13 protein-coding genes are annotated in these 14,316 nt (G+C 39.9%); 2 read left to right on the top strand and 11 right to left on the bottom strand.

Annotated features, from left to right (window positions below):
- Positions 1-68 precede the first annotated feature (68 nt).
- Complete coding sequence (locus PNIG_RS19410; protein ID WP_172459253.1) at positions 69-878, top strand: ion transporter; 810 nt, start codon at positions 69-71, stop codon at positions 876-878.
- Between the two features lie 151 nt (positions 879-1,029).
- On the opposite strand, the gene asd is transcribed toward PNIG_RS19410, so the two are convergent.
- Positions 1,030-2,169 carry an aspartate-semialdehyde dehydrogenase gene (gene asd, locus PNIG_RS19405; protein WP_089369300.1) on the bottom strand — a complete coding sequence of 380 codons (1,140 nt, stop codon included), beginning with the start codon at positions 2,167-2,169 and terminating at the stop codon, positions 1,030-1,032.
- A gap of 267 nt (positions 2,170-2,436) precedes the next feature.
- Here asd and PNIG_RS20235 point away from each other — a divergent pair, with 267 nt between their 5' ends.
- Entirely contained in the window at positions 2,437-2,634 is a 198-nt protein-coding gene (locus tag PNIG_RS20235) for a hypothetical protein (RefSeq protein ID WP_231618002.1), read from the top strand.
- A 275-nt stretch (positions 2,635-2,909) separates the two neighbouring features.
- Here PNIG_RS20235 and PNIG_RS19395 read toward each other — a convergent pair whose 3' ends face one another.
- The 10 genes from PNIG_RS19395 to PNIG_RS19350 form a co-directional block, all read right to left on the bottom strand.
- Positions 2,910-3,257: a hypothetical protein gene (locus PNIG_RS19395; RefSeq protein ID WP_089369299.1), complete on the bottom strand. Its 348-nt coding sequence runs from the start codon at positions 3,255-3,257 to the stop codon at positions 2,910-2,912.
- Positions 3,258-3,531: 274 nt separating this feature from the next.
- The gene (locus PNIG_RS19390; RefSeq protein WP_089369298.1) at positions 3,532-6,255 is read right to left on the bottom strand and encodes a TonB-dependent receptor domain-containing protein; all 2,724 of its coding nucleotides are present in this window, start codon (positions 6,253-6,255) and stop codon (positions 3,532-3,534) included.
- Positions 6,256-6,327: 72 nt separating this feature from the next.
- On the bottom strand, positions 6,328-7,935 hold the full coding sequence (locus PNIG_RS19385) for a hypothetical protein (protein WP_089369297.1): 1,608 nt from the start codon (positions 7,933-7,935) through the stop codon (positions 6,328-6,330).
- Positions 7,936-8,244: 309 nt separating this feature from the next.
- Complete coding sequence (locus tag PNIG_RS19380; RefSeq protein ID WP_089369296.1) at positions 8,245-9,570, bottom strand: tetratricopeptide repeat protein; 1,326 nt, start codon at positions 9,568-9,570, stop codon at positions 8,245-8,247.
- A 67-nt stretch (positions 9,571-9,637) separates the two neighbouring features.
- Complete coding sequence (locus PNIG_RS19375) at positions 9,638-10,243, bottom strand: energy transducer TonB (protein ID WP_086999106.1); 606 nt, start codon at positions 10,241-10,243, stop codon at positions 9,638-9,640.
- Positions 10,244-10,252: 9 nt separating this feature from the next.
- Entirely contained in the window at positions 10,253-10,663 is a 411-nt protein-coding gene (locus PNIG_RS19370; protein ID WP_011330147.1) for an ExbD/TolR family protein, read from the bottom strand.
- Between the two features lie 54 nt (positions 10,664-10,717).
- On the bottom strand, positions 10,718-11,245 hold the full coding sequence (locus PNIG_RS19365; RefSeq protein ID WP_089369295.1) for a MotA/TolQ/ExbB proton channel family protein: 528 nt from the start codon (positions 11,243-11,245) through the stop codon (positions 10,718-10,720).
- Positions 11,246-11,248: 3 nt separating this feature from the next.
- Positions 11,249-12,616, bottom strand: coding sequence for a MotA/TolQ/ExbB proton channel family protein (locus PNIG_RS19360; protein WP_089369294.1), 1,368 nt, complete (start codon positions 12,614-12,616; stop codon positions 11,249-11,251).
- 10 nt (positions 12,617-12,626) lie between these two features.
- A complete protein-coding gene (locus tag PNIG_RS19355; protein ID WP_058375113.1) occupies positions 12,627-13,379 on the bottom strand; it encodes a DUF3450 domain-containing protein in 753 nt (250 codons plus the stop codon).
- 300 nt (positions 13,380-13,679) lie between these two features.
- Positions 13,680-14,294 carry a DsbA family protein gene (locus PNIG_RS19350; protein ID WP_089369293.1) on the bottom strand — a complete coding sequence of 205 codons (615 nt, stop codon included), beginning with the start codon at positions 14,292-14,294 and terminating at the stop codon, positions 13,680-13,682.
- Between the last annotated feature and the right edge of the window lie 22 nt (positions 14,295-14,316).

Here is a 14,316-nt window from a genome sequence, read left to right as displayed (position 1 = left end):
CACTTTAGAAGGTAAAAACTGTATATTAAGCGCCTCAAAAAACCTTACTTTGTACAGGACTTATTATGATGTTGCCGCAGTTGCAAAAGCAGTTTCAGCGTATAGATAAAAGCAAACTATTTCAATCATTTGTTATTGCTGTAATTGTTGTTTCTGCTCTTACCGTAGGTGCTCACACCTATTCACTTCCGCCAACGGTAGAAATTGTCCTTAACTGGATGGATATAGGCATTACGGCGTTCTTTTTAATTGAGCTCGTAATTCGCTTTATTGCCAGTAAAGGTATCAAAGATTTTTTTTCCAAAGGTTGGAATATTTTCGACACCCTTATTGTACTAGGTAGCTTATACCCCGCGGCTGGCTCAAGTATGCTAATTGCACGCCTATTGCGAATATTTCGTGTATTGCGGCTGGTGTCTATGGTCCCCGAGCTGCGTTTATTAGTTAACGCTTTACTTAAAGCTATTCCGCAAATGGGTTACATAGCCCTGCTGATGTTTGTTATTTTTTATATTTACGCCGCTATAGGCAGTATGATGTTTGCACATATAAACCCAGTATTGTGGGGTGATGTATCAATATCTATGTTGACCTTGTTCAGAATTGCCACGTTTGAAGATTGGACCGACGTAATGTACGAAACCATGCTAGTTTATAAACTTAGCTGGATTTACTACTTAACCTTTATATTTTTAACCGCGTTTGTATTTTTAAATATGATGGTTGGCGCCATTTTAGAAGTGATGTCGCAAGAGCATAAAAATGCCCGCGATGAGCTGGCCGATAACGATTCACTGCCCGCGACACAAGGGCAAGTAAACGCCTTGCAAGCACAAATTGCTGATCTAAAATCACTACTCAAAGAAAAAGAGTATTAATAAAAAGGCTATTAATTATTCACAGCCACCAGCTTAATAGCCCTAAGTTGAAGAATAATTAATTTAGCATTTAAAATAAAAAAGGGTTAGCCGATGGCTAACCCTTTTTATAAAACAATGTGAGCGTTTATACGGTTACATTAAATTGCTATTATTCGCTGTCAACAATTATGCGAAGCATACGACGTAGCGGCTCTGCAGCACCCCATAACAGCTGATCGCCAACGGTAAAGGCGCTAATATATTTAGGCCCCATGGCTAATTTACGAATACGCCCAATTGGAATGCTCAGTGTACCGGTGACCTTAACTGGGGTTAAGTCGGTAGTGCTAATATCGCGCTCATTAGGAATAACGTTTACCCACTCGTTATGCGATTCTAAAATTTGCTCTATTTTGGCAACGCTAATATCTTCGCGTAATTTAATAGTCATTGCTTGTGAATGACAACGCATAGCACCAATACGTACACATAAACCATCTATTGGAATAGGTTGTTTAGCCGAGCCTAAAATTTTATTCGCTTCAACTTGCGCTTTCCACTCTTCTTTACTTTGACCACTTGGCATAGGCACATCAATCCACGGAATTAAACTTCCCGCGAGTGGCACACCAAACTGATCCTGTGGCAATTGGTTCGAGGCCATTTTTTCACTGACTATTTTATCTATTTCTAAAATAGCAGCACTTGGATTTGCAAGTTGCTCGGCAACACTTTGATGAATTGCGCCCATTTGTGCAATTAACTCTTTCATGTTGCGCGCACCCGCGCCCGACGCGGCTTGGTAGGTCATGGGGCTTACCCATTCTATTAAGTCTTGCTCAAATAAACCGCCCAGTGCAAGCAACATAAGAGAAACCGTACAGTTACCGCCTACAAAGGTTTTAACACCTTGTGATAAACCTTGCTCAATAACGTCTTTATTGACCGGATCGAGTACTATAATGCTGTCGTTAGCCATACGCAGTGCCGACGCTGCATCTATCCAATAACCATCCCAACCCGACTCGCGCAATTGTGGATAAACCGCATTGGTGTAATCGCCACCTTGGCAGGTAACAATAATGTCCATTTTAGCCAGTTCGGTAATATTGCTGGCATCGAGTAACGGCTTTGCTTCGCCCGCAATATCTGGGCCTAATTGGCCCGCTTGTGAGGTGGTGAAAAAGGTGGTGTCGATAAGTGCAAAATCACTTTGTTGCTTCATACGCTCTAATAACACAGAGCCAACCATGCCACGCCAACCGACTAATCCTACTTTTTTCATTGTGAGTTCCATTATTTGATTCATAAAAGATGCCTTAATACATTAAAAATTAAATTCATTGCGTGAGATTTAATTTTCATTAACGCTAAACTAACACTCGTAGACGGCTAAAACTAGTGAATAAAGTAGAACTCAAATTTTTTTCATAGTGTAAAAAATGCAAAGGCATGCAGTGCTTATTTTAAACTTTAATAAAAGCTTAACCTTGTTGAAACTTATATTTACCACGCTTAATAGACACATTGAATAAAGATGTTTTGTGTAATTCTACATTTAACTAAGGAAAAGATAATGAAGACATTCACTCTTGCTCTACTTACTTTAAGTTCAGTATCACTTAATGTATTTGCAGATACTACGCTTTCAGCAAGCACAGTAACGCTAAAAGAAAATGAAAAAGTATCCTTTGAGCGCGCAGAAATAAATATGGAACAGCAACAAGGCATATTGGTAAATACTGCAACAACCTATTACGCACCAAAGGTTTGAATAAATGGGCGCTTAGAGCTGTTTTTTGTGGGTTCTACAAATGGAAATCAATTTTGTGAAGAGCGTGGTCACAATCAAGAAATTTCTGGAAGCACAATTACCTGCGGAGAGGATGAAAGCGCTTATGGTAACTTTGATTGGTATAACCAATTATGGACAATGAAAAGCACTGGTAGTAAAAACCAATGCTATCAACTTTATGCAACTATAAAGTGTCAGTAGTATATAAAATTGTAGCCCTATACTAATTATGGGGCTACAAACAATTTAGTACATTAGAAGCGATGAACTGATCCTATATAGTCAGTAACGCTATCACTACAACTGCGCGCATCATCACCATTAAACTCCTCAAGTATATAAATTTTTACAGGCGTTTCTAAACTTTTTGCTTCAGCAAGCTTTTCTAAGATCTGGCCAAATTGAGTGTCTTGATAAGCTAAAGTTAACTTGTCATTAGCCATGTGAGTAATACTATTAGTTGTTTTCACAATTACCTGAGAATGATTTAGCTGGATATCATCAACAATAACAGAACATGATCTTGCAGCTAGAGCATCATTCGCAAAACCAAAAGAACCAACTATAACAACTGAGCTAATAACCTTTCTTATTAAATTCATGGATATTATTCCTTTTAAAATAAAATTATAAAACTTAATTACAGCCTGTTAAATATAAACAACAATTATGTGTTATTTGTTAAAGAGTTATTAAAGTTAAATGATTTAGAGAGAGTGTGTGTATGAAGTGAATAATGTTTAAGTTAAAAGAGATATAAAAACATCATTTATATAATCAATATTAAACTATAACTGCGTTTAAAACTGAGGTAGTAAAAAGCCCTACATATGGCAGGGCTAGGTTGTAACGGCTTATTTTAGTCGTTCAAGGGGTTTAAAACTCATAGCTAAAGCTTAAACTCAGCTCTCTAGGCGTTTCTTGAGAACGAATTAGCACATCATTTTGTTCTACTTCAAAGTTTTGTCCCAACATATTTTTCACTTTAAGTGTTAATGTAGTATTGAACGTTGGGTAGTAACTATAAACCATGTCTAACGAGTTTAAAGGTTGTTCGTAAGCGTCATCAAAATTGTTAACACCCGCAGCTAAAATACGGTCACCAAATACGTTATAAATAACTGAAGCTTGGTGCATGCCATCATGCGAATCGTAATTCAATTGTAAGTTGGCAACATACTTTGAGTGGCCAGTCATGCGTCGCTTTAGATTAGTAAGGTCAGCGCGCTGCTCTTGTGCAATTTCAACTTCTGAATCACTTACTGTTAAATTACCAGAAGTAAAAAAAGCACCTCCTAATAAATCACTATGCAACTCAGTTAACCATTCTGCTTCTATACCGTAAACATAGGCTGTATCTGCATTGTCAAACTGCAGCGTAAAACGGCCGTCACTTTCGGTTAATAATGCTTCGATTGGGTTATCTATATCTTTATAGAATGCGCCAACTGAGTAGTTATCACCATTGTCCATATAAAATTCGATACGTGCATCAAAGTTATCTAGGTAACTAGATTCTAAGAATGGATTACCAAGCGTTCGATAACCGGTCAACGGATCTTGGAATTGAACAGGGCTTAACTCACGCAAGTCAGGACGAACAACCGTGCTGCCATAGCCAAAACGAACCTGGTACGACTGCTGACTGTATGTCATGGATAATGAAGTAAAATACTCATCTTCCATCACACTTGCTTGTTTTATTGCATCTGCACTTAATTTATCTGCCAATAAAGCAGGATCGAATGCTGAGCGAGAAAAAGCGAGGGCAACTTGGCGGAAATCCTCGTAACGCACACCACCACTTAAACGCCAATCTTGAGCAAAAGTGATATCAAAAGAGCCATAATAAGCATCAATCATTTGCGCTGCTAAGTAATCATCGGCTGTAGGTTCTTGAAACAATAACTCTAAATCCGTTGAATCGATCACAGCATCATTTGCAAAGAAACTACCAATTGACAGTGCTTCTTCTTCACTTTGTGCTAAATCTAAAGACTGTGTTTGGCTAAAACGATAGTTAAAAAAGTCTGTGCGGTAATCACGCGTTTTTTCAACAAAATAGCCGCCACCCGCGATTTCAACTTCGGCGTTCTCAAAGTAAAAAACTTTATTAATATTAACGCCCCAGTTTTCAACATCGTCTTCTAGCTCAACAAATCGATACAAATAAGGGTTGCCACCTAAGCTACCATTATAAAAAGTACGTTGATATTCGCCATCGGCGTACTCATCACGCACCGTTACTTCAAGCTCGCCGGGTATACTCGTCGTCGCTGTTGAATCAGTGTATTGCCAATCTACACCGACACCTTCAAGAAAACTCCACTCTAAATTGTGCATTCCACGAAGTTGAAGTATTTCAAGTTCCCGTTCCTCAAAAGAGGTTAAGTGGCTTCGCTGTAATTGCCCAGCATCAATGCTTAATGACTTTGAAGGCTCTTGGTAAAGCGAAACAGAAGCTTCATCTTCAGTATCTCGTAGCATCATATAGGTAGCTGTTAAATCATGGCCGCCAATTTTATAACCTAAATTTAGAGAGCTATTTAATTTTATATTATGCTTGGTTGATACTTCTTTCTCTGTGGCAGAGTAACAAGTAAAATCATCTTTTGAACATTCATATTCAGATGCGTCAACAGAAGAAAGTACTGCGCTAAACTTCTCTGCATTAGACCATTCATTTTCATAAGCAACTGATGCTAAGAAACCAAAAGATCCGTCTAGGCCAAATAAGTTATCAAATCGGTCGCCATAAACAGCTTTAATGTCTGCATCAGGGTTTAAGCTTTCTTTTTCTAAGCCAAAATCTCTTGGTAGTGCTTTTGATAAACTTTTATTTAAGTCTATTGCAGCTGCTTGACCAATATCAGTCCCCTGACGTCTTGACTCGACATCTCTTATATTTCTGTATGAGATATCAGACAAGCCATTGATATAGGTATTTAGCGCCGTTTTAACGGCTCCAGGTAATGCGCGTGTACCATCATCTTTACCTAACCAGTCGTCACTGCCGCCATTGTATGTGTAGCCTTCATCGTTTGTATCTTTATAGCTAGCACCAATCTCAACTTTAAATAAAGTATCACTTGGAATGCTTTTCGTCCTGATATTAACGTCACCACCACCAAAAGCCGCAGGCATATTAGGCGAATAGGCTTTTTGAACAGCTAAAGATTCAATAATACTTGATGGGAAAATATCAAGTGGAATTACATTTCGAGTCAGATCTGGGCTTGGAACAACCGCGCCATTTAAACGCACGCTTGAGTAACGCTCACCTAAACCGCGTACATAAATAAACTTATCGTTAACTAACGATAAGCCTGTAACACGGCGAAGTGCAGAAGCGGCATCGCTATCACCTGTTCTAGATATTTGCTCTGAACCCATTATATCAGCAACAAATGCCTGGTTTTTACGTTCATCAATTACGGCACTAGCACTGCCTTTAAGGCGTGTACCTGTTGCAACAACTTCTTCTATCGCTTCTTCATTGATTATTTCTTGTGCCTGTTCAGCAAAAGAATTAAATGAAGAAAAAAGGGAGAGCAGAGATAACGTTATTAGATTAGTTTTAAACTGCTTTTGATGTTTCATATTTATATCCTCTAAACCTAAAATTCCCTTAAAAAAGGCGCCAGAGCGCCTTATAATTAGAGCCGGTCTAGATTAATTACTAGCGCGTTGTAAAGATGCAGCTACAAAATCAGCCCATTCACTTGATTCACCTTCTTTAAGTGCACCAATGTAGCCTGCGTTAGTAAAGAAAGAGTCAACCTCACTCATGTCTTTAGCTGTTGTAGCTACCGCAGTACCTTGTGAATCTGTAATAGTTGCTGCAGTTGAAACACCATCAGCACCAAGCACATTTGCAAAATCAGCAAAACCAATCAGCTGGTTATTTTCGCCACCAGTAAACCAGGTATTGATATCAAAGCTTGCTAACGCGCCTGTTAAAGGAGTATTTACGTCTTCAAAATTCTTACCACACGCAAATATTGAACTCATAAATGCGATATCACCGTTGTTTGCATTGGTATGCACACCAGCATCTCCTGATTTATCTTTTTCATTATATAAATCAAAACAGCCAGCACCATCTACAGATGATGAGTTTACAAACAGCATATTAGCTAATTGCGCTTTACCCCATTCTTTCATTTCCATACCGGCACCAGTACGACGCCCTTCAGCACCTTGGTCACCAGTAGTAACAACGGTTGCATTAGCAATAGTTGGATTAGAAACAGTCGTTACTAAATCTTGTGCGTCTGCAGATAATGGATCAACTTTTGCGCCATCTGTTTCAAAACCATGATTTCCATATTCATTTGAACGGACAAGAATGTACTGTCCATAGCCTTTCCAACCCTCATCCCAGTCAATACCATCATCGCCTGTATCAGTAACAACGATGTGTTTAAGGTTAACACTACCACCAAAGAGCTCTATACCATCATCAAAACCATTATGTACATGGACATAATCAATTGTTGTGCCTGAGCCAACAGCATTTAGTGTTAAACCATTTAGCTCATCACCTTCAACACCAAATCCTGCATACTTAATAACAATATGCTTTAGAATACCGCTACTATCTTGCGGATCATTACCACCGTAATAAGATACAATACCTTCAGCTGAGTGGTTACACATGTCTTGTGCCGCAGCTGTTGCTGTACAACGAATAGAATGACCACGTCCATTTACCTGAACACCACCCCAATCCCCAATTTGAGCGGTGGTAGAATCATCACCATCAACTTCTTTAATGCTTGTGAAAATAATTGGCTTATCTACTTCACCAATTGCTTCAATATTTGCACCGCGAGCAATACGAATAAAACTCTCTGGCTTGGTAAACGCAATGGTAGCGCCTGCTTCAATAGACAATGTTGGGCCATTAACATCAATAGTGGCGCCAGTAGATGTGTCTACATCGTCACCAATAAATAAAGCACCTTCAAATACATGGGCACCGCCATCGTCTAGCGCAGGGATAACAAAAGAGCTTGTAATTTCTTTTGCATTACTTGCAAATGCTTGGCTGTATAAACAGTTAATGCCTTCTGCTTCACCCGTAAATGTAGCTCCATCTAATGTGTATGTGGCACAACTTATTGTATCGCCACCATTATCACCACCTGGGTTAGTCACTGAATTGTCTACACTGTTATCAACTGTAGTCGGTGTAACGTTAATATCACCACCGCCACAGCCTGCTAAAGTCATTGCAGTAGCCACTAGACTAACCGTAAATAAGCCAGATAATTTCATTGTTCACTCCGTTAAAGTATTTAATTATTTTGTTAGCGCATTAAGTAATAACTTAAGTCACTTTAAGGCACGACACTCATGCATTAAGGTCACTTGAGTTATCGAATAGGAGTACAATACGGGAGAGATATGACAGTGCCGTTACATTTTAATAAACACTATGTGACAATAATAAATTAAATATATTCATATGGTTAACTTTACAGAAGTAAAAAAACCGCACTAAATTAATATTAGTGCGGTTTGGCGTTGCGATTATAAACTGTTTTTATGCGCTATTAATTTAGCACCTAGCGCAAAAGTAAAACATTAAAGTAATGCTGTTTTTAGGGTTTCAGCATGTATTTTTTCGCGCTTTACATATTTAATCCATTGCTTGGCTAAGCGCTGCGACTTTTTATGTATTTGCGCTTGTTCAAACGCTAAAATAGAGGCATCAAAGTTTTGTAAATTGAACTGTGCCATGCCCAAAGCTACAAATGCGTTTGATTCAAAATCAAGGTTGCCTTTATCAAGTGCTTTACGCGCAGAGTCGGCAGCTTCTTCATATTGCTCTGTATTTACATACACTTGTGCTAAGCGCTGATCGTAGTTACCACTGCTTGATAACTGCGCCGCTTTTACAAAGTATTTAATCGATTGCGCATCTTCTTTAGCTTGGATCATGGCTTCAGCTACAAAGGCATAGTTTTTAGCGGTTTGCTCTGCTATTCCTGCCTCAATTGCTTTACTCATCACTATGGCTGCTTTATAAGCCAAGCCATTGTATAAATACACCTGGGCTAATTGGCGTAAATCTGACTTGGAGGTTAAAAAGCCTTGCTGATATGCCGCTTCAATAATTGCTAGTTGTTGTTTTTCTTGACCTGTTTCACCATACATACCTGCTAACTGCACCCAGTATTCTGGTTTGTTATACAGCTTAACCATGCGCTCTAGTACCTTTACTACTTTATCAGTTTGATTAAGTGAGTAGTACATAGCACGCTGTAATACTAGCCAGTTCTCTTTTGGTACTTTGCCTTCGCTGTCACTTAGTGTAATAGCTTGCGTTATATAGTTAAGGCCTTGCTGGTAGTCTTTTAGCTGATAATAGGTTTGCGCTCTTAACACATAGTAGCTCTCTGGCTTATCTTTTGTATTAATAGCATCCCATTGGTCTAAAAACGTAATTACTTTGTTGTAGTCACTGTTAGCCATTGCCAATTGAGCCAAACTAAACGTAGTGCTTAAACGTAATGTTTCTGGAATACCCTCCTCAGCGACTACTTTTTCAAACGCGGCTATTGCTTTGGGTAAATCGTTTTCGTTGTAATAAATAAAGCCATAAAAGTTATGCATCATTGCAATTTCGTAGGAGTTCATGCTTGATGCGCGATCTTGTATAGAATCAAGCGCTTCAAGGCCTGCTTTAACATCTCCATCGTCGGCAAGCTTTTGGGCTCGCGCTAACTGGCTATATACTTTTTCACGCAGGGCCGGTACTCGTTTGGTTTTTTGCTCTGCGGCTTGCGCTGTAAAAGCACTCACACCTGGTAATAAACTAAGTGCACTGGGGGTTACAATACTTGCGCTTATTGTTGCGGTGCAAAAAAGTGTTAATTTAAAAATAACTGCTATTGGTTGTAATTTCATCATCGCCTCGCTTTTCTATCCATCGATAGATTGAATTAATAATAGGTTGAATTAATTAATCCAAAAATTAACCGCTTATCTGGAAAGATATTTTGTTCTGTACTCCCGCAACTTCAACGGCTTCACCATTAACTACGCGGGGCTTATATTTAAATTTAAGGGCTGCATCCATCGCCGCTCGGTCAAATAGCGATTCAGGCTCTGCCTTTAATACCTGAGGGTCGCGAACTGTACCTTGTTTGGTTACTGTAAACTCAACAATAACGTAGCCTTCAATCCCACGAGACAGTGCGCGCCTTGGGTACACTGGCGCCACTTTTACAATGGGCAGGTATTCACCATCACTTGATTCAAGGGCTAAACCACCGGCTAAATTCACCTCGGCATCAACATTGGCCGCAAAGTCAAAATTATTAGCTTTTGCATTGGCATCGCTGTTTTGCATTTTTGGTGACTCCATTGGTGGTGGCGGCTCTTTGGGTGTGGGTGGTTTTTGTGGTTTGCGCTGTTTTGTTTGTAAGCTTTCTTCTTTTTTAAGCCGTACAAAGTCAAGCACGTTCCCCTTTGCAGGTTCGCTCATTGCGCCCTCACCACCAGTAATAAGTGCCTGCATGCTTAAAAACAGCATAAAGGTTACTAAAATGGCTATTACAAATGCTATTAAATAACGCATGGCTAACCCTTAGGCTTCTTGGGCCGCAATCGACACATCAAACACACCCGCGGCGCGCGCTGCATCCATTACTTTAATTAAAGTATCCGTGGTCGACTTTTTATCTGCTTGAATAACCACGCTCCCTTGTGGGTTTTCGGCTTTTAAACGCTCAATATTTGCCTGCACCGCACGCACATCTATTTGGCGTTTATTAATCCAAATTTCACCTGTGTCTGAAATAGCGACCAAAATATTAGCGCGTTCTTTTTTAACCGCAGTGGCGGCTTCGGGGCGGTTAACATCAATACCCGACTCTTTTACGAATGAGGCGGTCACAATAAAGAAAATAAGCATGATAAATACCACATCTAGCATGGGGGTCATGTTTATTTCTTCTGCTTCGTCTTCTTGAAATAGGTTTCCTAATGGGGCTCTCATTTTTTATTCTCCTGAAATAAGTGGCTATAGGTAGAGCCACTTATTAATAATTGCTTAATGGTCTAAAACCATGCTGTCTTCAAGTAGCGCTACTTCACGTTTAGCCCGGCGTTGTAAGTACGTTGAGGCAAATACCCCAGATAACGCACCGACCATGCCTGCCATAGTTGGAATAGTTGCTTTAGATACACCCGACGCCATAGAGCGCGCACTGCCTGTACCTGTAATTGCCATAACATCAAACACTTCAATCATTCCTGTTACTGTGCCAAGTAGACCAAGTAGCGGACACAATGCAACCATCACATTAATAAGTGCTAAGTTAGCGTTAAGGCGCATACTGGCGCGTGAGATCATCGCTTGGCGAATTTGTTCTGCATTCCAGCTATTACGCTCGTTGCGCTTAAGCCAACTATTTTTGATGGTTTTTTTGTAACCACGAAAACCATTAAAAAAGTAAATAAATCGCTCGAGTATCAATAACCACATCGCGAAGATTAACACCCCAATGACCAAGAGAACTTGGCCACCAGTGTCGAGAAAATCACGGATAGCATTGATTGAATCAATCAATAGCACCATGGTTTATGCTCCTTTTTCACTTCGTTTTGCAATAATGCCCGCGCTTTGCTCTTGTAAAATAAGCAGTAAGCTTTTTGCTCGGGTGTTGAGTATGGTGTAAATAAATACTGTGGGTATTGCCACAACTAAGCCAAGTACTGTTGTTACAAGCGCTTGTGAAATACCGCCTGCCATGAGCTTAGGATCCCCGGTGCCAAATAAGGTAATGGCTTGGAAGGTATTGATCATCCCGGTAACTGTACCAAGTAAACCTAGCAGCGGAGCCACTACTGAAATAATTTTAATCAGGGTTAAGTTACGGGTTATTTTTGGCATTTCACGCAGTATAGCTTCGCTTAATTTAAGCTCTAGGGTGTCGTAGGCTACATTTGGGTAGTCGTCTTTTACTTTCATAACACGGCCTAGTGGATTATCGTCGCGAGCAACCGTGTCTTTAAGTTGACGGCGAATTTTGCCACCCACTAGCAATAAAGATACGAAACGCTCAATTGCAATTAACAGTGCTAATAAACCCACACCTAAAATAACGTAACCAACAGCGCCGCCTTGGTGTACTTGCTCAGCGGTATCTGGCGCTTGTACTAGTAAACCTAAAATTGAGCCACCGGTTGGGTCTAGTGCAAACTGTACAATACCGTTTTTAGCCTGCTGTAAATCGCCTGCGGTTGATGTATAGCGCGATACGGGCTGGCGAGTAAGCTCACTTAGCGTATTTGTACTTGGGCTGTACTCTAAATATTTACCGTTGGAAATAAGGTTAAAAGCACCAACACGCACAACTTCTTGCTCTGCTTTGTTACCACCTTCAATAATAACCTGAGTATTAAAGCGGCTCACTTTGCCTTGCTCGGTCATTTCACGTTGTAGCTCGTACCACACTTTTTCAATATCTTCGATTGAAGCAAGTTGTGAAGTAGATCCCATTTTTTGTGCCAGATCGTCCATAAAAACACTTCGCCCTGGTATTTCTGCCGATACCACAGAGGTAGCAAACTTATTGCTTGAATCGCCTGCCACTTGTTGCAACACACCAAACAATTCTTTAAGTGATCCCATACGCTTTGATAGAGTATCGGTTAAATTAGCCAGTTTAATTTCGTTTTCTTCAAACTGTGTTTCTAAACGCTCTGATTCACTAAGCATTTGGCTACGCTTTGCTTGCGTGTCTTTTAGCATTTTTACTTGCTCGTTTTGACGCGCAGTAAACTGTTGTTCACGCTGAGTATTTTGCACACTTTGCGCAGATTTACCTTGTTCAAGGTTTTTAAGTAATGAATCTAAATCCATTGGCTCTGCTGCTACACTTGCGCATGTAAAACTTATACTTGCAGCAAGTACGGCCATTTTTGTCATTTGAGTAAACAATTTCATTTTCGACCTCTTATCGTGCTGCGTGAACTGGCAGAGTTAACATATCTGGGGCAAGTTGCTTACGCGCAATGCGTAAACCTTTATTAATTTGGCTAATGGTTGAGTCTGGAAGTGCTGCAAACGTTTTTGTTTGTGTATCCCAGCTGCCAGCTAATTTACTATCACGGGTTAAGTAAATGAGCTCTAAGCGACCAATGCGTAAAAAATCGACTTCGCGCTCTTTACCATCTACCTCAAGCAGTGCGCTGTAGGCTTCAATAGTACGGCCATAATCAACTTCTACTTGGTAGGCTTCGAGTACGCGGCGGAACTTTTCGCTAGAGGTAATATCGGCACGTTCCATCATGGCTTTTAAAGAGGTTAAACGCTTTTCACGTTCGTCTTTTAAAAATGGTACATCGAGTAATACAAACTGTTCAAGGCCGGTGATCATGCGCATCATTAGTGGCGTAATTTGACGCTCAATAATTGAAACCTGATCCATAGAGAGATTCATCGATTGCATTTCTGCAATTTGGTTATTTAACTGTTTTGTAAGCTGAGCGTTATACACAGCTAAACCATCAATTTCTTTATTAAGAGTTTTAAACTGTTGCAGACGCCCTTGCATTGAATCTGCAATCTTGTCTATTTTTGTTTGTGATTGCGCAGCCGATTTAGTAATTTCACTGCTTTTATCAATAACCTTATTTAAATCGTTTGCGTGTACAGCGGCACTTGCGGCCACAATACCAGCTATAATTAATGGTTTAACGCCTTTCATCGCATACACCTTTACTCGTTAGTTAGCAGATTTGCTAGTTTGTTTTTGTTAGCTTTAAACGTTTGATACAAACAATTAAAAACTAAATATTTTCAATGAGCGAAAGTGTATAGATGAAAAATGACAAGCATGTTGCGCAAAGAAGTCGCTTTTATGACAGCGTTAATAAATAGCCTGTCTAAGGGGACTGTGTAGGAAGTGCTGTGTAAGGAGTGTTGTGTAACAAGTGTTATAAGGGGAGTGAGTGTTTGGCAGCCAAACACGCATAATTTAGCAATACTTAACCTGAGTTCAGGCTATTTAGCTTAAAATAGCATTAATTTGGTTTAATGTTTTTTGCCAGTCGGTGTAGTTTATTGCTATTGGGTACGCGCTACCCTCATTAATAAGCACTAAAGATGGAAAACCCTGAATGGGCAAACTATGTACATAATTAAGCTCTGCAATTAACTCATCATTAAGCTCTTTTGATTGAAGCCTATTTGCAAACTGCGCTTTATTTAAACTTATTTGCTCGGCTAAGCTAATTAATGTGCTTTCATCTGAGGGGTTTTGAGCATTTAAATAGTAAGCTTGCTGAATGGCTGCAACCATTGCACTTTCTTTGCCCGCTTTACGCGCAATAAGCGCCGCTCTACACGCTGGGTACGTTGAGCGCCTTGGTTTACAGTTGCGCCAAAAGTCAAAATTAAACTCAGTCCCCAATTGCGCTGCTATTTTATGCCAGGTGTTTTGTAGCATATCCTGCATGTTTTGTGGCATAGGATCTTGGCTGTCAGGTGCAAGCCCTCCCACTTTGTATTCAACTACTAGCTTACTCTCAAGAGCAGCTTTTAATTTATGCCAGCTTGGTGCATAACCCCAACACCAACTACACATAGGGTCGTGTACATAAACAAGTTTACTTTGAGCCATTTGCTCCTCCGTATTAACAGCC

Origin of the sequence: Pseudoalteromonas nigrifaciens (genome assembly GCF_002221505.1) — a bacterium.
GTDB lineage: Bacteria > Pseudomonadota > Gammaproteobacteria > Enterobacterales > Alteromonadaceae > Pseudoalteromonas > Pseudoalteromonas nigrifaciens.
Note: the sequence above shows the minus strand (reverse complement) of the source record. Positions and strands in the feature narration are given on the sequence as shown.

Excerpts from the sequence above, each read along its gene's own strand:
- PNIG_RS19360 (WP_089369294.1), bottom strand. The coding sequence starts at position 12,616 with ATGAAATTGTTTACTCAAATGACAAAAATGGCCGTACTTGCTGCAAGT.
- PNIG_RS20235 (WP_231618002.1), top strand. The coding sequence starts at position 2,437 with ATGAAGACATTCACTCTTGCTCTACTTACTTTAAGTTCAGTATCACTT.
- PNIG_RS19365 (WP_089369295.1), bottom strand. The coding sequence starts at position 11,245 with ATGGTGCTATTGATTGATTCAATCAATGCTATCCGTGATTTTCTCGAC.
- PNIG_RS19390 (WP_089369298.1), bottom strand. The coding sequence starts at position 6,255 with ATGAAACATCAAAAGCAGTTTAAAACTAATCTAATAACGTTATCTCTG.
- PNIG_RS19395 (WP_089369299.1), bottom strand. The coding sequence starts at position 3,257 with ATGAATTTAATAAGAAAGGTTATTAGCTCAGTTGTTATAGTTGGTTCT.
- PNIG_RS19410 (WP_172459253.1), top strand. The coding sequence starts at position 69 with ATGTTGCCGCAGTTGCAAAAGCAGTTTCAGCGTATAGATAAAAGCAAA.
- PNIG_RS19355 (WP_058375113.1), bottom strand. The coding sequence starts at position 13,379 with ATGAAAGGCGTTAAACCATTAATTATAGCTGGTATTGTGGCCGCAAGT.
- asd (WP_089369300.1), bottom strand. The coding sequence starts at position 2,169 with ATGAATCAAATAATGGAACTCACAATGAAAAAAGTAGGATTAGTCGGT.
- PNIG_RS19370 (WP_011330147.1), bottom strand. The coding sequence starts at position 10,663 with ATGAGAGCCCCATTAGGAAACCTATTTCAAGAAGACGAAGCAGAAGAA.
- PNIG_RS19350 (WP_089369293.1), bottom strand. The coding sequence starts at position 14,294 with ATGGCTCAAAGTAAACTTGTTTATGTACACGACCCTATGTGTAGTTGG.
- PNIG_RS19385 (WP_089369297.1), bottom strand. The coding sequence starts at position 7,935 with ATGAAATTATCTGGCTTATTTACGGTTAGTCTAGTGGCTACTGCAATG.
- PNIG_RS19380 (WP_089369296.1), bottom strand. The coding sequence starts at position 9,570 with ATGAAATTACAACCAATAGCAGTTATTTTTAAATTAACACTTTTTTGC.
- PNIG_RS19375 (WP_086999106.1), bottom strand. The coding sequence starts at position 10,243 with ATGCGTTATTTAATAGCATTTGTAATAGCCATTTTAGTAACCTTTATG.